Genomic DNA, 21,305 nt, shown 5'->3' on the forward strand with positions numbered 1-21,305 from the left:
GGGTTGTTATTGGGTCGCAACCCCTGCATCATTCAGCGTTAGTGAATGAACCGTGTATCACGAGACGCCTTACGAATGCAGAAAAAGAACGCCACTGTACACCTGCTGATTCTTGACCCATCCCAAAACGATGCCGAATCGCTGGTCAGCCTGCTGCGGAACTCAGGCAAGGCTACCCGGGCCCACCGCATTACCTCCGAGGAAGATCTGGAAGAGACCCTGAAATCCGGCAACTGGGATCTGCTGCTGGCCCGAGATCTGGAGGAGGAATTCGCCGCCGACGATGCGCTCGCCATGATCCGCCGGCTGGACAAGGACATCCCCTTCATCCTGCTGACCGGGCAGGAAAGTCGCGAACGCAGGGTCGCCATGATGAAGGCGGGCGCACAGGACACCGTGCCGTTTGAGTACACCGACCTTCTGGTGCTGGTGGTCAACCGGGAACTGGCCGCCCTTGATGAGCGCCGGCGCCGCCGGGTGCTGGAATCCCACCTGCGGGAGGCCGAACAGCGCTGCCAGTTGCTGCTTGAGAGCTCCAAGGATGCCATCGCCTACATCAATGATGGCATGCACATTTACGCCAACCAGTCGTACATGGAGTTCCTTGGCTACGAGGACATTGATGATCTCATCTGCATCCCGGTGCTGGACACGCTGACCCCAGAGAGCCAGGACAAGTACAAGGAGTTCATGAAGTCCTTCGCTGAAAAGGGTGAGGACGGCATGACCATGAACTGCACCGCGCGGCGCAGTGATGATCTCGAACTGAATGTCACCATGTCGGTATCGGCTGCCACCTACGATGGCGAGGCCTGCACCCAGATCGTGCTGCAGCCCGAGCACAGCGATGCCGAGCTTGAAGAAAAGCTGCGCCAGATCAGCAGCCAGGATCTTCTGACCGGTCTTTATAATCGCCAGTACCTGATGGATTCGCTGGCTGAAGCCATCTCCCATGCCGGCAAGAACAACGAAAGCGGCGCGCTTGCCTACATCGCCCTGGATAACTTCATGAGCATGAAGAGCCAGGTTGGCATATCCGGTGCCGATCTGCTGCTCGGTGATCTCGCCAATCTGCTCAAGGAGCAGGCGGGCGACGACCTGGCGCTTGCCCGGCTGAGTGACGATGCCTTCAGCCTGCTGTGCCAGCCCTGCGACGAAAAGGTCATGGCGGATCACGCCGAGCGCATTCGCAAAGCGGTTGAGGACCATCTGTTTGATATCAATGGCCGCACTCTACAGCTCACCGTGAGCATCGGCGTCGCCGCCATAACCGAGAATTCACCCAAGGCCGAAGAGCTGATGGCACGGGCCCACATGGCGTCCTCGGAAGTCCGCAAACTCGAGGGCCATGCCCAGGGCAACGGTGTCGTCGTCTATAATCCGGCGGACTTTGAAACACTGGATGAGAGCAATTCGGTGGAGGCTATTCAGAAAGCCCTGGAAGACAACCGCTTCCGGCTTCTGTTCCAGCCCATCATCAACCTGCGCGGAGAGGGCGAGGAACACTACGAAGCGTTCGTGCGGATGCTCGACAAGGACGAAAAGGAAGTCTCGCCCTATGATTTCCTGCCGCCCATGGGCCCGAGTGACACCGCCATAAAGATTGACCGCTGGGTGATTCTCCAGACCATCAAACAGCTGTCCAGCCATCGTTCACGGGGCCATGATACTCGGCTGTTCCTGAACATTACCGCCGAAACCCTGCAGGACAAGACCTTTACCCCCTGGCTCAGTGTCGCCCTGAAGGCCGCACGGCTGCCCGGAGACTCTCTCGTCTTCCAGGTTCGTGAAGGTGATGCCAACAACTACATGAAGCAGGCAAGAGACTTCTCCAAGGCCGTTCATGAACTGCACTGCAAGGTATCCATAGCCCAGTTTGGCTGCGCGCTCAATCCGTTCAACACCCTCAAGCATATCGATACCGACTATGTGAAGATTGACGGCTCCTTTACCGAGGAAATCCAGAAGAACAACGAGGCCAAGGAGCAGGTGAAGGCAATGGTCAAGAGCCTGCAGTCAAACGGCAAACTGACTATCATACCGCTGGTTGAGAACGCCGGCGTTCTGGCCACACTCTGGCAGGCCGGCGTTAACTACATCCAGGGCTATTACCTGCAGGCTCCGGTTCCTGAAATGAACTACGACTTCGGCGACAACTGAGCCGGCCGGCTCAGTTGTCCGCCTGTTCCAGGCTCAGGTTGGCCTCGCTCTCCCGGAAGCCGATCAGGTAGAGGATGGCATCCAGGCCCAGTGTCGAGATCGAATGGCGGGCCGATTCCTTGACCAGTGGCTTGGCCCGGAAGGCAACCCCCAGCCCGGCCTGGCTCAGCATTGGCAGGTCGTTGGCACCATCGCCCACCGCAATCACCTGCTCGCGGGAAATGTGCTCTTTTTCCGCAATTTCCAGCAACAGCTCGGCCTTGCGCTTGCCGTCAACAATCTGGCCGGCGACCCGGCCGGTCACCTTGCCCTGCTCGACTTCCAGCTCGTTGGCATAGATATAATCGATACCCAGCTTGCGCTGCAGATGTCGGGCAAAGTAGGTGAACCCGCCCGACAGAATCGCGGTGCGGTAACCCAGCGCCTTGAGGCTCAGAATCAGGTGTTCCGCCCCTTCGGTCATGCGCAGACGGCTGGCAATGCCTTCCAGCACAGACTCATCAAGCCCCTTGAGCAGCGCCAGCCGCTCGGCAAAGCTCTGGCTGAAATCCAGCTCGCCCTGCATGGCTCTTTCGGTGATTTCCGCCACCTGTTCTCCGACTCCGGCTTCCATGGCCAGCTCATCGATCACCTCGGCCTCGATCAGCGTGGAGTCCATGTCGAAGACGACCAGACGCCGGTTGCGCCGGAAAATGGAATCCTCCTGGAAGGCGATATCCACATTCATTTCGCCGGCAATATGCAGGAAGTCTGCGCGCAGTTGTTCCAGGTCTGACGGTGTGCCCCGAACCGAGAACTCGACACAGGCAATCCGGTTTTCCGAGGCGTTCAGCGATGGCCTCGCAGAAAGCCGGGAGATGTTGTCGATGTTCAGACCATGGCGGGCGGTAATGGCGGATACCCGGGCGATCTGTTCCGCCTTGATGTCCCGGGAAAGCAGCGTCACGATGTAGCAGGCGCGATTGCGCGCCGCTGCCCAGGACTGGTATTCCTCAACCGTGATCGGCGCGAACCGCACCTGAAGATCCAGGGCATGGAGCCGGAACAGCAGGTCCCGGATGACCGGGGAGGATTTTGATTCATCGGGAATCTCGACCAGGATGCCCCAGGTGAGATGATCGTGAATCACCGCCTGGCCGATATCGAGAATACGCACATCATAGCGGCCCATGATGCCGGTGATTTCCGACGTGAGCCCGGGTTTGTCACGCCCGGAGACATTAATCAGTACCAGCTCACTCACTGTCAGACCCCTCACTTTCCGAGCCCTGCTCTTCCCGGGCCCGGGCGGCCGAAGGAATCACCTCAATGGCATCAACCCGCTGCAACCCCCGGGGCAGTTTGTGCCCACGCCTCCCGCGCTCACCGAGGTAATGCTCCAGATCACTGAACTGCAACCCCATCTTGCGCTTGCCGGCACGTATTTCCAACTGGTCATCTTCCGCGAAGACCGCCACGGAAACCACATACTCTTCCCGGTTTTGCACTCTTGCAGAGGGTATGCTGATGATCTTGTTGCCCTTGCCCTTGGCCAGCTCCGGCAACTCACTCAGGGGGAACACCAGCATACGGCCTTCGTTGGAAACAGCCCCCAGATACAGTGTCTTTTCGGTGGTTGGAATGCTCACCGGCGGCATGATCTTCGCTCCCCTGGGCACACTCACCACCGCTTTACCGTTGCGATTCTTGCTGATCATGTCATTCAGTGAGGTCACGAAGCCGTAACCACCATCGGTAACCAGCAGGGCCTTGCGGGAGGGCTCGCCCATCAACAGCCCGGAAAACGTCGCGCCGGAAGGCGGGTTGATCCGCCCCGTCAGGGGCTCTCCCTGGCCCCGGGCAGAGGGCAGACTGTGAGCCATCAACGAATAGGCGCGCCCTGTGGAATCCAGGAAGATTGCCTGCTGGTTGGTTCGCCCCCTGGCCGCCAGCGCAAACCGGTCCCCGGCCTTGTAACTCAGGCCTTCGGGCTCGATATCATGGCCCTTGGCTGCGCGAACCCAGCCTTTATCCGACAGTACGACCGTAACCGGGTCATTGGAGATCAGGTCCACTTCGCTGAAGGCCCGGGCCTCTTCCCGCTCGACAATCGGCGAGCGGCGATCATCACCAAAGGTCTCGGCGTCCGCCTTCAGTTCATTCTTGATCAGTTCCCGCAGACGGTCTTCAGAGCCGAGGATCGACTGAAGCTCATCCCGCTCCGCGGACAGTTCATCCTGCTCACCACGGATCTTCATCTCTTCCAGCTTCGCCAGGTGGCGCAGCTTCAGCTCGAGGATCGCTTCGGCCTGGTCGGCCGAAAGCCCGAAACGGGACATCAACTCGGCCTTGGGCTTGTCCTCGTTGCGGATTATCTCGATGACCTCGTCAATATTGAGGTAGGCAATCAGCAAGCCCTCGAGAAGGTGCAGGCGCGCCAGAACCTTGTCGAGGCGGTGCTGGAGACGCCGGATCACGGTGTTCCGGCGGAAGGTCAGCCACTCGGTGAGAATCTGGTGCAGGCCCTTGACTCCGGGCCGGCCGTCATTGCCGATCACATTGATATTGACCCGGTAGGTCTTCTCAAGATCGGTGCTGGCGAACAGGTGCGCCATCAGGCCATCAAGATCGACCCGGTTGGAGCGCGGAACAACCACCAGACGGGTCGGGTTCTCATGATCCGATTCATCGCGCAGGTCGGCCACCATAGGCAGCTTCTTGGCCTGCATCTGATGGGCAATCTGCTCGAGGACCCTGGCCCCCGAGACCTGATGCGGAAGGTCGGTTACCACAATCTCACCGCTTTCCCGAATCCAGCGGGCACGCATACGCAGTGAGCCACGACCGGTTTCATACATCTGCCGGATATCCTTGCGCGGAGTAATAATTTCCGCACGGGTGGGGAAATCCGGCCCCTTGATGTGTTCGCAGAGTTCGTCGACGGTTGCCTCCGGCTGGTCCAGCAAGCGGATACAGGCGGCGGTGACTTCCCGGACATTATGAGGCGGAATATCGGTGGCCATGCCCACGGCAATACCGGTGGTGCCATTCAGCAGTACGTGGGGAAGCCTTGCCGGCAGAACCGAGGGCTCATCCATGGTGCCGTCAAAATTCGGCACCCAGTCCGCGGTGCCCTGCCCCAGTTCACCCAGCAGCACTTCAGCAAATGGCGCCAGGCGGGACTCGGTGTAACGCATTGCTGCAAAGGATTTGGGGTCATCCGGCGACCCCCAGTTGCCCTGCCCGTCCACCAGCGGATACCTGTAGGAAAAGGGCTGGGCCATCAGCACCATGGCTTCGTAACAGGCACTGTCACCGTGGGGGTGGAACTTACCCAGCACATCGCCCACCGTACGGGCGGATTTCTTGTACTTCGAGGTGGATTTCAGCCCCAGCTCGGACATCGCATAGACAATCCGGCGCTGAACCGGTTTCAAGCCGTCACCAACATTGGGAAGCGCCCGGTCTAGAATGACGTACATGGAATAGTCGAGGTAGGCCTTTTCCGTGTAATCCCGGAGCGCTACCCGTTCAAAGCCCTCATCCGTTGTCTGAAACTCTGGCATGGATGCCTCTTTTGCCTGTATTTCCTGATTTTAATAACGCCTGTGATGCGATCCCCTGCCCCGGACATGATCATCGGGCAGAGTGAGGCCACATTATATGGAGCAGAGCGCCGTTGCACCAACAACCTGCGGATTTAATAGCCAAAACCGGCGATTTATCGTACAGGCAGCTGATTCCAATAGCGGAATTCCCGCATGGAGAGTCTGTAAGGTGCGCCGTATGCTCGCCAACAGTGAATAGAAGACCGTTTTACTCATCTGACAAGCGGAACACTATGAAGCCCAATCTCAAAGCCTGCGGGCAAGCCATGGCAACGGCCCTGGTCAATGCGGTTCTGGCCGTAGCACTGATGCTCCTTGTTGAGTTTGCAATCAGTGGCAGCTTCCAGGTTCCCGAGCCCTATCTCTGGGCCGGATTGTTGATCTGGCTGGTTATTTTTGCGGGTCAGTTCTGGCGCCAGCGTCACCTCTGCAAATCCTGTGAATCGCCACGGGAAACACCCGACCCCTCCCGTTGATCTGCCAAACTCCCGGCACACCCCCCTTTGTTTGACCGGGAGCAACTCCTGCGCTGTTAATCACCACAAGCTGTCTTCCGCTGCTATGCTTGGCGATAGGCCAGCACGGCCAATCTGGGGGACTGTATGGATTTTGGCAAGCGTCTGGGACTTCGTGTAAAGATCGCCTTACCCTTTGCTATCACCGCCACCGCCCTGATCATCATAGGGCTGTTCGCTGTCAGCACGGTGCGGAACCTGGTTTCCGACACCGATAACATTGCCGACGTCTACCTGCCGTCGGTCAGCGAAATTCTCAACGGTGACAGGGATCTGTACCAGGCACTGGTTGCCCAGATGGCGTATGTGGATGCCAGCTTCAACAATCAGGACGGCGCAGACTACATCAAGAGTTTCGAGGAAAACTCGACGCAGGCCCGGGAGCGTTTCAAGAAGGCCGTTGAGCGACTGGAGGGCACAGGTGTATCCGATGTTGCCAACGGGTTTGACGCCGCCTTTGACCGCTGGCTGGCTTCCGCCAGGCGCACCCTTGAGCTGGCAGGGAGTGGCACCCCGGCTGAGGCCCGACAACTAGCCACCAGCGAAACCAGCCAGCTGTTCGACAACCTGCGGAACTTCTATGACGAAGTCGGGGCCCATGCCGACCGGCAGGCCCAGATGCGGGCTTCCGGCTCATCCGCTGAAGGCCAGGCCAGCTCACTGACCATCCTGCTGATTACCGTAGTCGCGATTATCGTCAGCATTCTGCTGTTTGCCGTGTTCCTGAAACTGATCATTTCCTCGGTTACAGCCCTGAGAACCCAGCTCGACAATATCGCCCAGGGTGAAGGTGACCTGACCCAACGGGTGCCGGTCGAAACCGATGACGACCTCGGCAAACTCGCCCGGAGCTTCAACCTGGTTCTGGAGAACCTGCAGTCGATGATCCGCTCCATTCAGCAGTTGACCCGGGAGCTGGGCGCCGGGGCCACTGATCTGGCGAGGGCCGCGAAGGACAATAACGATGGAGTTAGCCGGCAGACAGATTCCATCGCCATGGTGGCGACCGCCATCAATGAAATGCAGAGCGCGATCGAGGAAGTGGCAGGCAATGCCTCAAGGGCCGCGGAAATCACGCGGGATGCGGAAGAAAAAGGCAAGAACGGCGCACGCATCATTCGCAACTCTTCCGAGCAGGTGCACCGGTTGGCGGCCCAGATCTCCCGGGCGGTCGACGTAATCCGCAAGCTGTCAGACGACTCCAACAACATCACCTCGGTTCTGGATGTGATCAGGGGCATCGCTGAACAGACCAACCTGCTCGCGCTCAATGCTGCGATCGAAGCGGCCCGGGCCGGTGAACAGGGGCGCGGATTTGCCGTGGTTGCCGACGAAGTCAGAACCCTGGCCCAGAGAACGCAGCAGTCCACTCAAGATATCCAGACCATGATCACCACCTTGCAGTCTGGCGTTGCCGATATCGTGTCGGTCATGGAGACGGGCAGCCGGGAGGCCGCCGAAACCGAGAACCTGGCCACTGAGGCCGAACAGGAGCTGAACGCCATCCTCCAGGCCATGACCAACATCGCCGATGTGAATACCAGCGTGGCGTCTGCCACCGAGGAGCAGACCCAAGTGGTGGATGAAATCAACCGGAGCATTACCGAGATCAACGATCTCGCCGCAGAGGGGGCCGGTCGATCACGGGACATTGACGGGATCAGCGATTCCCTTGAAGGCTATGCCCGGGAACTCGAGAATCAGACGGGCAGGTTCCGGGTCTGAGCCCGGAACCTGTAATGGCAGGGTCAGCCAGGGTTACTGCCGGATACCTTCGACAGAAATGATGATCTCAACCGTCTCGGAGGCCTTTCCAAGATCCATCGGGATACCGAAGTCCTTCAGGCGAAGCTCGGTTTCCGCTTCGAAGCCCATGCGGTAACCGCCCCAGGGGTCTTCACCGTAGCCAATCATTTCCGCATCCAGGGTCACTTCCCTGGTCACACCGCGCAAGGTCAGATCGCCGATGATGTCGGCTTCACCTTCACCTTGTGGGACCACGCGCTTGCTCTTGAAGGTCGCCTTGGGAAACTCGTCAACGTAGAGAAAATCCTCGCTGCGCAAGTGTTTGTCACGCTCGGCGTGGTTGGAATCAACGCTGCTGGTGTCGATTGTGACGGTCACGGAGCTGTTTTCAGGATTCTTGGCGTCGTAGACAAACTGGCCGTCAAATTCATTGAACCGACCATAGAGCCAGCTGTACCCAAGGTGGGAAATCTTGAAATGAATGAACTGGTGATCGCCCTCGTTATCGAAGTCATAAGTACCGCTATGCTCATCAGCGTGGACCGCCGTTGTCAGCGCCATGGATACAGCAGAGGCAAGCAGGATCTTCTTCATGGATATCTCCCTTGTTGCATTAATGCCCGACTCCCGGGCTTTACACGGATTCGCGTCCAGATGATGCGCTGGTTACTTACCCAGCATACGACGCAGTGTGTCGTCGCGATCAATAAAGTGGTGCTTGAGTGCACCGGCGGTATGGATCACAGACAGGACAATAATCGCCCAGGTCGCCCAGTAGTGGACGGTTCCGGCAGGCTCTTCCATTTTTTTGGTCTGGCCGGTCAACGACGGCACCTCAAACCACCCGAAGACACTGATGGAAGAGCCGTCAGCCGTTGAGATCAGATAGCCACTGGCCATGGCCACAAAGAGGAGTATATATAGCAGCGTGTGGGCCGCCTGGGCGCTCCGAACTTCCCAGCGCTTATGGCCTGACGGCGCCGATGGCGATGCATTCAACCACTTCCATACGACCCGAAAAACCATTACCGCCAGAAGCAACATGCCGATACTTCGGTGAATGTCCGGGGCTTTGTTGTACCAGTCATGGTAATAGGTCAGATCGACCATCCAGTACCCGAGTCCGAACAGGCCAAATACCGCCAGGGCGACAAGCCAGTGAATGGCAATTGCCATCGAGCCGTAGCTGTTTGAGGTGTTCCGGATTTGCATGATCAGCAACCTTGATCCCTGGTCCAGATATTTCCCGAAAGTTTAGAAACACAGCCGAGCGAAAAAAATCAAAATCTTTTGCTGCCTTGCATCAGATTTTCTGATCAAACCTTCGGGCGCTTTGCCTTTGGTCTCATACGGGTTTTACGGATTGTTCAAAATTATAGCAACGATAAAATTTACTCATATTTCAACGCCCCGTCGGGGCCTCATTGACCGAGAGGACATGACATGGAATTTGAATTCGACGAAAGCGTCGTTGTTCCCAGCAACAACTGATTCTCTGGCGGTCCGCCCCAGGATCGCCGGGCCTTCTCCCCTGGCAGGCCACAAAAGATACAAACTGTTTCCAGTTTCTACATGAAACAGTGGTAATAAACCCGTTTTTTTGGCAATCTTCCTTCCTACTATCAGTAACTTCCGGATTTTTCAGATTTATCTGTACTGATAGATGACAGTTCAGTCGTCTTTCCAAACCGGCTGATGCCTTCGTTCAATCAACCAGAACTGCCTATGTCGAAGCGCCTCCCTGACAAGCTGACGGCTCCGGAAGTGGAACTGTTATCCCCCATGCTGAACAGGGACGGTGATACATGGACTGCAGATTTCAGGGGCCTGACGCTCAGAACCGCGCTGCAACCCATCTACAGCATTTCCCACAAGCGGATTGTCGGTTACGAAGCGCTCATCCGTGCCTTTGACACCGACAACTCGGCGGTGCTTCCACTGCATCTATTCCAACTTCCCGATTCCGCGGCAGAAAACCTGCTGCTGGATCGCCTCTGCCGATACCTGCATATCCGCAACTACAGCGGCATCAGCGATCAGTTGAACTGGCTGTTTCTGAACGTATCGCCGCAGGTGGTCACCAGTGGCAGCCAGGCGGATTCTTTTTTTGGCCAGATTCTTGCCAAAACCGGCCTTCCGCCCCACCGGATCGTGATGGAAATTGTAGAGCAGCCAACCGACGACGCGGAGAGGCTTCGGGAAACGGTTGCCTACTACAAAAAGCTGGGATGCCTCACAGCCATTGACGACTTTGGCGCCGGCCATTCCAACTTCGAACGCATCTGGAATCTGTCACCGGATATCGTAAAGCTTGACCGGACACTGCTGACCCGGGCGACCGAGGATCACAAGGCGCGCCAGATCCTGAACGGCATCGTGTCACTGTTGCACCAGTCGGGCTGCCTGGTATTGCTGGAAGGCGTCGAGACCCGGGATCAGGCGATGATTGCCATCGATGCCGGTGTCGATTTTGTTCAGGGGTTCTATTTCCGCAAACCAAGCACCGATCTGAACCAGCTTTCCCACGCACCCGCGGATCTGGACCAACTGCTGCAGGAATACAAGACCCGCAACCAGGTCACTCTGGACCCGACGCGTCAACTGGTGGAGTTTTTCAGGGGCTTTTTCGACCATGCCATCACCAAACTGAAAAACGGCTTGAGCATGGCGGACTCCTGCCTGGAATTGCTGAACCACCCGGCCGTCTCGAGATGCTACCTGGTGGATGACAAGGGCATACAGATTGACGACACGCTAATCTCCGACACCGGCACCCGCAGTCTGGACCCGCGTTTCCGGCCGCTGGAAAGAACCAGCAGTGCCGACTGGTTCCGTCAGCAGTACCTGCGCCAGGCCCTGGCCCAGCCCGAAAGCCTGCACGTAACCGCACCTTACCTCTGTGTTACCGGGGCGTACATGTGCGTCACCCTGTCGCTGGGCTATTACCGGGAAGGCAGTTTGCAGGTGCTGTGCTGCGACATTCTTGCCAATCCTTCAGCGCCAGCCCTATAGCCCCGGCTTTATGCCATAAACCACGGCAATAACGGCAACCGTTACCAGGCCAATGAACACATTCATGGGCACGCCGACCCGGACAAAGTCACTGAACCGGTAACCGCCAGGCCCGAAGACCATCATATTGGTCTGGTACCCCAGTGGGGTGGCAAAACTTGCCGACGCAGCCATCATCACCGCTATCACAAAGGGTTCTGCCGCCACACCCATGCTGGTGGTCATCGACAGCACAACGGGGATGATAAGCACCGCCGCCGCGTTGTTGGTAATCACCTCGGTCAGCAGAGACACCGAAAAATAAACCAGGAAGATGGCGAGCAAGACATGGCCCTGGCTGAGCTTCAGGATGCCCTGGGCAACAAAACCTGCCGCCCCGGTCTGCTCCAGCGCCGCCCCCATCGCAAACGACGCCGCGATAGTCAGGATGACCGGAACATCCACCGATTTCTGGGCCTGGCCTACGGAACAGCAGCCAGACAGGATCATCAGCGCCGCACCCAGCAAGGCCGCATTCAACATGCTGAGCAGGCCGCAGGCTGCCAGCCCGACCAGAACCACCAGAATGCCCCAGGACAGCCAGGCGCGGTCGTGCCGGGGCGTCTCGGTTTCCAGATCGTTGATCAGCAGAAAATCCTTGTTGTACCGCTGGCGACTGACAAACGCGGGCCGGGCTTCCAGCAACAGTACATCACCCGGCTTGAGGCGAATGTTACCCAGGTTGCCGGACACCCGCTCACCACCCCGGGCCACCGCCAGAACCACCGCACCATAGCGGTCCCGGAAACGGGCATCGCGGATGGTCAGCCCGAGCACATCAGACTGGGGCGACAGGGCCGCCTCCACCAGCCGCCGCTCCGCCCTGTCCTTGCTCAGGCTGGGTTCGTCTTCATGCACCGAGGGTACGATGCCGTTAATCCTCAGCAGATCCGAAATGGCCTGGGTATCTCCGGCGAACACCAGCCGGTCTCCGCCCCGCAGGCGCTCTTCCGAAGGCACGGCCGTTACTACGCTGCCATCACGCTCGATCTCGACCAGATACAACCGTTCCAGCTCCCGCAGCCCCGCTTCACCAACCGTCTTGCCCACCAGCGGACCATCGAACGACACGGCCACTTCCAGGGTGAATTCCCGCATGGCACCAAACTTCTGCTGATCCTTGCGATCCGGAAGCGCCCTGGGCATGAACAGCAGCAGCGCAGCCACACCGATAATCGCAACCGGCAGGCCCACGGCGGTAATGGAGAAAATGGAAAAGCCCTGCTCGCCAGTCAATTGCTGGTATTGGCCGTTGACCACAAGGTTGGTGCTGGTGCCTATGAGTGTGATCGTACCCCCGAGAATCGCGGAGTAGCTCAGGGGGATCATCAGCTTGGAAGGTGATATGCCAATTTTCCGGGACCAGGCATGCACCGCCGGAATCATGGTGGCCACCACAGGCGTGTTGTTCAGGAAGCCGCTCAGCAGGGAGACCGGGATGGCAATGCGGGCCTGGGCAGACCGAACGGTTTTGGGGTTGCGAAGCACATGGTGGACCAGCAGATCCACCCCGCCGGAGTGATGAATGCCCGCCGCCACCACAAACATGGCAACAACGGTAATAAGGCCACTGTTGCTGAAACCGGCCAGGGCCTGATCGGCAGAAACAATACCGCTGGCACTGAGCACCACAAGCACACTCATCATCACCAGATGGGGCGCAAATCGACCTGTGCTCATCAGTACCAGCGCCGTACCTGCCAGGCCCAGCGCAAACCAGCCTTGCCAGTCCATCAACAGTTCTTCCCGATCAGAAAACTGGCAGGATAACGAGTTTGCAGAATACTTAGAAAGAATAAAGGATGCTTTTTATAGCACCCCAGGGAATATCAGACCGCAATATCGGCCATGTTGCCGTAGGCTTCCAGCCAGGCCCGGCGATCGGATGCCCGCTTCTTGCCGAGCAACATATCCATGCGGCTGTCGGTATCGTCGCCCTCTTCGATAGTCAGCATCACCAGCCGACGGGTATCCGGTGCCATGGTGGTTTCCCGAAGCTGCAGCGGGTTCATTTCACCCAGACCCTTGAAGCGGGTAACGGAAATCTTGCCCTTGCGTTTCTCTGCGGCAATGCGGTCAATGATGCCCTGCTTTTCATGCTCGTCGAGGGCGTAGAAGGTTTCCTTGCCCAGGTCCACCCGGTACAGCGGCGGCATGGCAACGAACACATGGCCGGCGGCAACCACCGGGCGGAAGTGTTTGACAAAAAGCGCGCAAAGCAAGGTGGCGATGTGCAGGCCATCCGAGTCGGCATCGGCAAGGATGCAGATCTTGTTATAACGCAGGCCATCCAGCTGGTCGGAACCCGGGTCCACGCCAATGGCCACGGCAATATCGTGCACCTCCTGGGACGCCAGGATCTCGCCCGAGTCCACTTCCCAGGTGTTCAGGATCTTGCCCCGCAGTGGCATCACCGCCTGGAACTCGCGGTCCCGGGCCTGTTTGGCCGAGCCACCGGCGGAGTCACCTTCCACCAGAAACAGTTCCGAGCGGGCGGTATCGCTGCCGGAACAGTCCGCCAGCTTGCCGGGCAGGGCCGGGCCGGAGGTCACTCTTTTGCGCGCAACCTTCTTGCTGGCACGCAGGCGACGCTGGGCATTGCTGATAAACAGCTCGGCCAGGGCTTCAGCCACATCGGTATGCTGGTTCAGCCAGAGGCTGAAGGCATCCTTGACCACGCCGGATATAAACGCAGCCGCTTCCCGTGAGGACAGCCGCTCCTTGGTCTGCCCGGAAAACTGCGGCTCCTGCATCTTGAACGAGAGCACATAGGCCGCCCGCTCCCAGATGTCCTCCGGCGAAAGTTTCACCCCCCGGGGTAACAGGTTCCGGAACTCACAGAACTCGCGCATGGCCTCCAGCAAACCCGTGCGCAGGCCATTCACATGGGTGCCGCCCTGAGCGGTCGGAATCAGGTTCACGTAGCTTTCCATGACCGTCTCACCGCCCTCCGGCAGCCACTGGATTGCCCAGTCCACGGCTTCCTTGTTGCCGGAAAAGCTGCCGGTAAACGGATCCAGGGGCACGGCTTCAATATCCGCCAGCGCCGTCCTCAGGTAATCCCGCAGCCCGCCCTCGTAGCACCACTCGTCTTTTTCGCCGGTCTTCTCCTGCAGGAAGGTGACGGTCAGGCCGGGGCACAAAACGGCCTTGGCCCGCAGGTTATGGCGAAGCCGGCTGACAGAGAAGTTGGGGCTGTCAAAGTATTTCACGTCCGGGGTGAACTTGAGCCGGGTACCGGTGTTGCGTTTACCGACCGTGTCGATCACTTCCAGCTCTGAGGCCTTGTCGCCGTTGGCAAAGGTCATCCGGTGCAGCTCGCCATCCCGCTTGATGGTGACTTCCAGATGGGTAGACAGCGCGTTGACCACAGAAACGCCGACACCGTGCAGGCCGCCGGAAAAGTTGTAGTTGCCCTGGGAGAACTTGCCACCGGCGTGCAGGCGGGTGAGGATCAGCTCGACGCCCGGCAGGCCTTCTTCTTTATGAAGATCCACCGGCATCCCGCGGCCATCGTCCTCGACACTCAACGAGCCATCACTGTACAACACCACGTCGATGCGCTTGGCATGGCCGGCCAGTGCTTCATCCACACTGTTATCGATCACTTCCTGAGCCAGGTGATTGGGCCGGCTGGTGTCTGTGTACATTCCCGGGCGCTTGCGCACCGGGTCCAGGCCACTCAGTACTTCAATAGCATCGGCGTTATATTGTTGCTGGCTCATGGGCAGGAACGGACTCCGGGATTGAAAGAAAAAGCTGAGCCCTAGCTTAGGGATTCGTGAGCAAAGATCAACGGTTGTTTTCGGCGCGGGTGATGCGGATATCACTCCAGCCTTCGGCGGCGACTGCGATCACCGCACAGGGCGTGGTCAGAACCTGGGTCACCATGGCGCCGGGGCCCGGCTCCATCACCCGTACCGTGAGATTCAGCGTATCGTCGACAATTTCAGAACTCTGCAGAGTCACTCCGAAGCCGCCGGTCGGCTTTTGCCCGATGGCCGCCAGGACAACTTTCTCACGCTGGAAATCAATGTCCCGGAGCGGCTGAAGCGACAGCGTACGTTCCGGCAAAGACTCCAGCTGCACCAGTTGCGCGACGCTACCGATCAACAGGTGGCCCGGTGCGGTCAGACCGCAATGGGCCGACTGGGCAATCTGCCTCGCCAGTGGCGCGCCGGTGGCGGTTTCGGTCTGGCTGACCGCGCAGCCGGCACCGAGAGCGCCGATTGCCATCAGACTGCTACCAATCAGGTATTTCATGTTCATGGGGTTTTGACTGCCTTGATGCTGGTGGACTGACTGCCGGCCTGCTCTGGCAGCAACCGGTAACCCTTGAAGTCCGGCCTGGGCAGCAGGTCCGGCGAAGTCGCCGACAGGGTCGGCCGGGAATAGCTGGTGGTCATGCGCAGGCCAGTGACGGGCTGGTTTTCCCTGACTTCGATGACCTGCCGCAAACCGGCAACCGGGTACTCGGCACAGGCCTCGCCGGCATGGCAGATCAGGCCGTCGTTATCGAGATCCGTTCCCGCTACCAGGAAATACTTGCCTGGCGGCACTTCGTTAAGGCGGTTCGGCGCCTGGCCGTCGTCGGGCAGGAATTCGAACTGATACTGGCCATTTTCAGCACGAACAGCCGTTTGGGCAACGGTATTGAAAACGGCACCCTCGGGTTGAGGATCCACCAGAAGGACGAAATGCCGGCCGGCGTCCCGGGCCTGTTGATCGGTGATTCGCTGGCCCACTACCGGAATGTCCAAGGTTTTTTCTGGCCCCGACTGCGGTGAGTACTTCACCACCAAGCTTCCGCGGGAAGACGCGCCAGGCTCAAGATTCTGAGGGTTCAGGGTCAGGTCTAGCCGCAAGGGAGCCGTCTGCGTTGCATCCGGAAAGGGGCCTGCAGCTGGCGATACAGTAAACCAGGGGGCTGAGGCCGCAACACTATTGATAGAAATCGTGTAATCTCCCAACGAAGCTAGTTCCAGCGTCTGGCTGACAGCTTGATTAGACTCCGTCGCAAGGTTGACCACCGCCGGCGACGCGGTGAGCAATTCCGGCGCGGCTTCGGAAAGCACGGCCTCGACGGCCTTACCCGCATCCAGAATGCCATAACCCAGTTGATCCGTCGGGCTGCAATCCGCTTCACAGGAAGTCTGCGTCAGATTGCCACTCCTCAGATAACCTTCGATGCCGGCATACGTCAGCTCAGGACCGCCATCTTTCAATCTGACACCTTTCATCAACGCCACGACCCCGTACACATGAGGCGCCGCCATGGACGTACCCTGTAACCCGCGATAAGCCGCCTGGAGCTGCCCATCCACCACGGCCGCACTGGTGCTGCTGACCAGATCGCCCTGGCCATCGCCATTGCCGTCCCGGCTGGCATCGCCCCCGGGGGCGGCGAGATCAATCGAGCTGCCAAAATTGGAGTAGGAAGAAAGCCGGCCTCCGCCATCCACGGCACTGACCGAGAACACCTTATCCAGGGCGGCCGGGCAGGAAGGCTCGTTGGTGGCGGAATTCCCGGCGGCAGCAACGTAGACAATGCCTTTTTCCACGCCATCATTGATGAGCTGTTGCAGGGTATCCGCAACACCCGAGGCACCACAGGGCAGACCGCCGAGGCTCAGGTTAACAACCTTGGCCCTGGGCCCGCTGGCGTCCCCCAGCACCCACTGCATTGCCTGCAGAAGATCGGCAAGCGTGCCGGAGCCGCCCTCACCCAGCACCCGAACCGGAACCAGACTGGCACCAAAGGCTACACCGGCACCACCTTTATTATTGACTGCAGCCGCTACAGTGCCCGCCACGTGGGTGCCGTGGTAGACACTGCCACCTACCGCATTGCCCGGATCGGCGGGAACACCGCCGTCAACGGCATCGAAGCCGTCAACAATGTTATACACTCCATTGACCTGAAAATCTGGGTGCCATTGGCCAGCATTGTTGCGGAACAACCCGGTATCGAACACCGCCACGTTCACGCCGGCACCGCCAGTGGCGTCCAGTTGCCAGGCAATTGGCCCGTTGATCAGGCTGTAATGCCACTGCTGCCCCAGCACCCGGCTGGGGTATAAAGGTTCATTCACGGGGGTGGCCAGCGCCTGTGTCTTGTAGTTCGGTGAGGCATGCAAAACCGAGGGGTCGTCTTTCAGTTGGCGGATCCAGTCGAGTGTCTGCTGCGCGGGATTGCCCTGCTCCATGGCGGCGACCGGCGCCGGACGATGGACTGTCCAGAGCCCTGGCGCAATCTGCCGCCCGGGGGCCATCAAGGCGCTGGCTGGCAGGCCACTGGCCCGGGCCCCGGCGTTACCCGGATCCCGCAGAGACACAACAGCCTCATCCTCAACGAACTCGTAGTCTGGCCAGTCGTAAGCCGTGGTGTTGGCGGTTACCGCCCTGGATGAGGACAGAATATAAAGCATGGGCGCCGCACCCAGGGACGTGACGGATATCCGATACTCACCTGCCGGCTCAGTACCAGTGGCCAGCTTTACCGGACTGCCGTTGCTGGGTGCGATGATGGGGCCAAGCTCGGTGCCATCACTGGAGGTGATGGTTAGCCGCAACTCTGATGCTGTCGCAGAATCAGTACCTGATTCAGCAAGCCGCGTTGCAAAGCTTTGCAACGTAATTTCAAAGCCTGGCTGCAAACGGGCGACAAAGTTATCTTCAGTATCCGGAAAGTAGTAGAAGTCGTCCGAGAGGCCGGGGGTCGGGGGATACAAGGTTGGCTGGCTTACCCCACTCACGTAGCCAGAAAGAATAAATTCAGGCGGCAGTTCCTGGTCCGAAATCAAGGGAGCACGCCCAAGCAAGGCGTCCGCGTTGTCGGCATCGACCCGGGTGCCGGCTTCTATATCAATCACCCCGGAAACAGCAACGTCCGCCGGCAAAAGGCCTCCACCATCACCGGAGCCGCCGCCACACCCGGCCACGGCGAGACCAAGTGCCATGGAAAAACCCAATTTCGCGACCTTGCCGGGAACCGACACCAGCACCATAAATAACTCCCCCATCGTTACCGCCAGCATAACCCATCCCGATCGATGTGTTATTTACTGTGTGTTAACCGACCGCCGGATGCAAAAAAGCCGCCGGAGGTTACCCTCAGGCGGCTTTCAGGCTAGCACTGCCAGATTACAACGCGTAGAACAGCATGGGTATAAAAGCCGCCGCCAGCAACGTTGGCCCCATCACCGCCAGCGGCAGCAACAGGCGCTGATAACGATGCCAGAAGGAGCCGGTGCGCTCGGCGGCCAGCACTTCCGTCTCACCCACCACCTGGCGAGTCAGCAGATGGTTGAGCGCCACCGGCGGGCTCAGGTAGCCCAGCTCAAACGCCACCAGGCAGACTATCCAGAAATGCAGCGGATCAATACCCAACTGGATCGCCGGCTGGGCAATGGTGGCTGAAACCAGAATGACGGCTCCGAACGGATCCATCACCATGCCGATCACCGTGAGCATCACCACGATCACCAGCATGGCAATCCACGGGCTGGCCAGGTTTTCCGGAAACAGGGCATGCACGATGTCCGATCGCTCCAGAATGCCGCCAAGGCAAATGGAAAACCCGATCAGGGCGAGCAGTGCGCCTATATGAACGGCAGAATCGCTGGCCGCCGCCGCACTCCGGTTCCAGAACGCGGCTCTGCGGCTTTCTTCCGGCTCCCGATTGGCCGGGCTGGCATCCAGGTACACCAGGGCCAGCATCACCAACGGCAGAATAAGGGGTGCGCTATATTCATTGAACTGCAGGCCCAGAACGAACCAGATCGCCAGGATTACCAGGGCCGCCACCCCCACGTAGGGTAATAACGGTTGGAGCTGCGCCAGGGATGCCCGGAAAGCGCCCGGCGCCGGACGGGGCCGCCAGTTGCCTTCGGTTTTGCAGACCACCAGCGTGAACAGCAGTGCCGACAGGATAAAGACCCAGAAGCCCCAATCGTACATTTCAGTGGTGGTCACTTCCTTGTTCAGCGCCGCGACAACGACAATCAGCAGGCAGGGGTTAAGCACAACCCCGAGGCTGCCCGACATGGCAGTGGTCGCCAGCGCAAGCTGGCGACCTGCTCCGGCCCGGCGCAGCTCGTCGTACACCACACCGCCAACGGCCAGGATAAAAATGCCGGACGCCCCGGTAAACGCCGTCGGGAAGGCAGTGGCAAAGATAATCACCGAGGCCAGCATCGGCGCCGGCAGATGGTAAGGCTTGATCACGTTCAGCAGCAGTTCCGGCAGCCGGGTCTGCTTGAGCATCATGCCCACCAGCACGTAGAGGCCGATATTGATGAACATGGAAGACAGGTTCGACATCATGCCGAAATAGATCGCCAGTCCTGATGAGTAGCCGTCAACAAAGAAGAAGTAACTCATGGCGATCAGGCCCATGACGCAATATAGCGGCACCACCAGCCCGGACGACGCCGACAGACTGCCGGCACGCACCCGCCCGGGAACGTACAGGAAGCGCACCGCATTGATCACCATGAACAGGCCAAACACCCCCGCCCAGGCCACCTGCAGGCTGGCGGTGTCCGCTCCACCCGGCGTCGTGGCCAACCGGCCAAGGTAACTGTTCAGCGACCAGACCATCAGGCCATTGACCAGAAACTGGGCACCCTGGCTCAGGCGCCATTCGGAGCGGTTTCTTGCCAGCCTCAAGGCTATATGGTCGGCATCCAGCGCGGCTATGGCTGCCGCCATGGCAAACATCGCGATGAACAGATATTTGGTCAGCTCGATGTTGTCCAGCAGGAAGCTGGCCAGGCCCTGTTCCACAGTCTTGAAAAGGCCCAGGGCCGGCGTGGCGTGCTTCCGGTTCTGCTGGTAGATCGCGTATTCCTGCTCGCACAGTTCCAGGTTCTTCAGCAGGGACCTGCGCAGGGCCCCAGGGTCCGGAGGCGAACTGAACAGGGCATCGGGGTCCGGCTTATAGGCCTCCATACGCCTGCGCACCTCGGCGTCCACGTTGATATCCCGCTGACAGGATGGTTCGGTGGCGTTCGGGTTCAGCAGGTAATAGTTCGGCCAGGTTTGCTCGCCCACCCACAACAGGCGTGAGTGCAGCGAATTCCCCATACCCAGCAGAAGGGTAAAAAGCAGAAGCAGCAACAGTACCGCCCCGTGCAACCGGTGCACGGGGTAGAGTGTGCGGGCCGCCGGGGCCGTCAATGCTCGCCAGTTCATCAAGCGTCCGCCCTGTTATTCGCGATTTTCAGCGGTACATTCAGACGCTGAGGGGTTGCTGGCGCAGCGAATCTTGCTCAGCAGGCCCAGCATCTTGGGGTCGTAGACATCCGGTGCACCGTTCAGGCCATCGCGCATTTCCAGCCGGTTCTGGCGGAACATTTCCTGGTAGCCCTGGATATCCTTCTTGGGAATCCGGATCCACTTCGCTTCGGGAATGGCATTCTCCTGCCCCCGGATCAGGTCCATTGCCTGGGGAAACATATTCCAGGCGACTTCCCGGGCTTCCTGGGCAGTGGCGTCGTCCAGCACCTCATCTTTCGCAATAATCTGCAGCGTCAACTGGGCCAGCGGGTAATCAACAATACCGCCCTTGTCACCAATCCCCTTGTACAGCTCCAGCGCCTGGTAGGCGAAGGCCGGCGCGTAGGCGGTGTCTACCGAGCCGTTGTTGAACTTGCCGGCAAAGTTGGTGATATCGGAGGGCACCACCGTCGCCTTCACATAGTTCACCATGTGAATGGCATCCTTCTGGTAGTCCAGGGTCGCCATCCGCTTGCCCGCCAGTTCACCGGCGGTATCAATGCTGCGATCATTCACGAACAGGTAACCGGCACCCACCGGCACAATACCCAGCACCTCGTAGCCGTTCTCTTTCATCAGGGGGGCGGCCTTGGGCTGGACCAGGGTGGCCAGCAGGGTCTTGAGGTTATCGTAACTGGGAATGGCCCCGACGGCGCTGATGGTGCCGGTAAACCGGTTATAGGGCCGAGTACGGAGATCGGTCGCGGCGACGGCATCACACTGGCCGGCATTGAAGTCACCAATCGCCACGCCTTCGTCGGTGTAGGGCCTGAGCTGGAAATCCACGCCATGGGCTTTCATCTCCAGGGCGTAGTCCTCCATGAAATTGTAAAAGTCACCATTGGCGCCAATCACATCGAACACGCACATCTCGATGGCCTGCGCCGAGGCCAGGGGCGCAACAGCAGCCAGGGTCACGGCGGAAAGGGTCTTGCGGATCATAACGACCTCCGGGTCATTGTTGTCT

Annotated in this window: 14 protein-coding genes; 4 read left to right on the plus strand and 10 right to left on the minus strand. The window is 59.1% G+C overall.

Annotation, left to right across the window (positions count from 1 at the left end):
- Window positions 1–75 precede the first annotated feature (75 nt).
- Window positions 76–2,160: an EAL domain-containing response regulator gene (locus msub_RS09545; protein ID WP_048495797.1), complete on the plus strand. Its 2,085-nt coding sequence runs from the start codon at window positions 76–78 to the stop codon at window positions 2,158–2,160.
- Between the two features lie 10 nt (window positions 2,161–2,170).
- Here msub_RS09545 and serB read toward each other — a convergent pair whose 3' ends face one another.
- Window positions 2,171–3,403, minus strand: coding sequence for a phosphoserine phosphatase SerB (gene serB / locus msub_RS09550; protein ID WP_048495798.1), 1,233 nt, complete (start codon window positions 3,401–3,403; stop codon window positions 2,171–2,173).
- Entirely contained in the window at window positions 3,396–5,705 is a 2,310-nt protein-coding gene (parC, locus tag msub_RS09555; RefSeq protein WP_048495799.1) for a DNA topoisomerase IV subunit A, read from the minus strand. Before parC ends, serB begins: the two co-directional genes overlap by 8 nt.
- Before the next feature lie 275 nt (window positions 5,706–5,980).
- On the opposite strand from parC, the gene msub_RS09560 reads away from it, so the two are divergent.
- Window positions 5,981–6,223 carry a hypothetical protein gene (locus msub_RS09560; RefSeq protein WP_048495800.1) on the plus strand — a complete coding sequence of 81 codons (243 nt, stop codon included), beginning with the start codon at window positions 5,981–5,983 and terminating at the stop codon, window positions 6,221–6,223.
- Between the two features lie 126 nt (window positions 6,224–6,349).
- Complete coding sequence (locus msub_RS09565; protein WP_048495801.1) at window positions 6,350–7,987, plus strand: methyl-accepting chemotaxis protein; 1,638 nt, start codon at window positions 6,350–6,352, stop codon at window positions 7,985–7,987.
- A 33-nt stretch (window positions 7,988–8,020) separates the two neighbouring features.
- Here the strand turns inward: msub_RS09565 and msub_RS09570 are convergent, their stop codons facing one another.
- Together msub_RS09570 and msub_RS09575 are read right to left on the minus strand one after the other, a co-directional pair.
- A complete protein-coding gene (locus msub_RS09570; RefSeq protein ID WP_048495802.1) occupies window positions 8,021–8,602 on the minus strand; it encodes a YceI family protein in 582 nt (193 codons plus the stop codon).
- A gap of 72 nt (window positions 8,603–8,674) precedes the next feature.
- Window positions 8,675–9,220, minus strand: a complete 546-nt coding sequence (locus tag msub_RS09575) for a cytochrome b (protein ID WP_048497049.1) — start codon at window positions 9,218–9,220, stop codon at window positions 8,675–8,677.
- 513 nt (window positions 9,221–9,733) lie between these two features.
- On the opposite strand from msub_RS09575, the gene msub_RS09580 reads away from it, so the two are divergent.
- Complete coding sequence (locus msub_RS09580; RefSeq protein WP_048495803.1) at window positions 9,734–11,020, plus strand: EAL domain-containing protein; 1,287 nt, start codon at window positions 9,734–9,736, stop codon at window positions 11,018–11,020.
- Here msub_RS09580 and msub_RS09585 read toward each other — a convergent pair.
- The 6 genes from msub_RS09585 to msub_RS09610 all read right to left on the minus strand — a co-directional run bounded on the left by msub_RS09585 (window position 11,015) and on the right by msub_RS09610 (window position 21,280).
- On the minus strand, window positions 11,015–12,793 hold the full coding sequence (locus msub_RS09585; RefSeq protein ID WP_048495804.1) for an SLC13 family permease: 1,779 nt from the start codon (window positions 12,791–12,793) through the stop codon (window positions 11,015–11,017). The genes msub_RS09580 and msub_RS09585 overlap by 6 nt on opposite strands.
- Window positions 12,794–12,888: 95 nt before the next feature.
- On the minus strand, window positions 12,889–14,784 hold the full coding sequence (parE, locus tag msub_RS09590) for a DNA topoisomerase IV subunit B (protein ID WP_048495805.1): 1,896 nt from the start codon (window positions 14,782–14,784) through the stop codon (window positions 12,889–12,891).
- A gap of 67 nt (window positions 14,785–14,851) precedes the next feature.
- Window positions 14,852–15,328 carry a protease complex subunit PrcB family protein gene (locus msub_RS09595; protein WP_048495806.1) on the minus strand — a complete coding sequence of 159 codons (477 nt, stop codon included), beginning with the start codon at window positions 15,326–15,328 and terminating at the stop codon, window positions 14,852–14,854.
- A complete protein-coding gene (locus msub_RS09600; protein WP_227506687.1) occupies window positions 15,325–18,096 on the minus strand; it encodes a S8 family serine peptidase in 2,772 nt (923 codons plus the stop codon). The genes msub_RS09595 and msub_RS09600 overlap by 4 nt, the downstream gene beginning before the upstream one ends.
- Before the next feature lie 106 nt (window positions 18,097–18,202).
- Entirely contained in the window at window positions 18,203–20,254 is a 2,052-nt protein-coding gene (locus tag msub_RS09605) for a TRAP transporter large permease subunit (RefSeq protein ID WP_048495808.1), read from the minus strand.
- Between the two features lie 15 nt (window positions 20,255–20,269).
- Window positions 20,270–21,280 carry a putative solute-binding protein gene (locus msub_RS09610; RefSeq protein WP_048495809.1) on the minus strand — a complete coding sequence of 337 codons (1,011 nt, stop codon included), beginning with the start codon at window positions 21,278–21,280 and terminating at the stop codon, window positions 20,270–20,272.
- Window positions 21,281–21,305 lie beyond the last annotated feature (25 nt).

The sequence above is a fragment of the Marinobacter subterrani genome, assembly GCF_001045555.1.
Taxonomy (GTDB): domain Bacteria; phylum Pseudomonadota; class Gammaproteobacteria; order Pseudomonadales; family Oleiphilaceae; genus Marinobacter; species Marinobacter subterrani.

What these genes read in the sequence shown, in the direction of transcription:
- msub_RS09565 (WP_048495801.1), top strand. Translation starts at nt 6,350, where the DNA reads ATGGATTTTGGCAAGCGTCTGGGACTTCGTGTAAAGATCGCCTTACCC.
- msub_RS09570 (WP_048495802.1), bottom strand. Translation starts at nt 8,602, where the DNA reads ATGAAGAAGATCCTGCTTGCCTCTGCTGTATCCATGGCGCTGACAACG.
- msub_RS09585 (WP_048495804.1), bottom strand. Translation starts at nt 12,793, where the DNA reads ATGGACTGGCAAGGCTGGTTTGCGCTGGGCCTGGCAGGTACGGCGCTG.
- parE (WP_048495805.1), bottom strand. Translation starts at nt 14,784, where the DNA reads ATGAGCCAGCAACAATATAACGCCGATGCTATTGAAGTACTGAGTGGC.
- msub_RS09600 (WP_227506687.1), bottom strand. Translation starts at nt 18,096, where the DNA reads ATGCTGGCGGTAACGATGGGGGAGTTATTTATGGTGCTGGTGTCGGTT.
- msub_RS09580 (WP_048495803.1), top strand. Translation starts at nt 9,734, where the DNA reads ATGTCGAAGCGCCTCCCTGACAAGCTGACGGCTCCGGAAGTGGAACTG.
- parC (WP_048495799.1), bottom strand. Translation starts at nt 5,705, where the DNA reads ATGCCAGAGTTTCAGACAACGGATGAGGGCTTTGAACGGGTAGCGCTC.
- msub_RS09560 (WP_048495800.1), top strand. Translation starts at nt 5,981, where the DNA reads ATGAAGCCCAATCTCAAAGCCTGCGGGCAAGCCATGGCAACGGCCCTG.
- msub_RS09575 (WP_048497049.1), bottom strand. Translation starts at nt 9,220, where the DNA reads ATGCAAATCCGGAACACCTCAAACAGCTACGGCTCGATGGCAATTGCC.
- msub_RS09545 (WP_048495797.1), top strand. Translation starts at nt 76, where the DNA reads ATGCAGAAAAAGAACGCCACTGTACACCTGCTGATTCTTGACCCATCC.
- msub_RS09610 (WP_048495809.1), bottom strand. Translation starts at nt 21,280, where the DNA reads ATGATCCGCAAGACCCTTTCCGCCGTGACCCTGGCTGCTGTTGCGCCC.
- msub_RS09595 (WP_048495806.1), bottom strand. Translation starts at nt 15,328, where the DNA reads ATGAACATGAAATACCTGATTGGTAGCAGTCTGATGGCAATCGGCGCT.
- msub_RS09605 (WP_048495808.1), bottom strand. Translation starts at nt 20,254, where the DNA reads ATGAACTGGCGAGCATTGACGGCCCCGGCGGCCCGCACACTCTACCCC.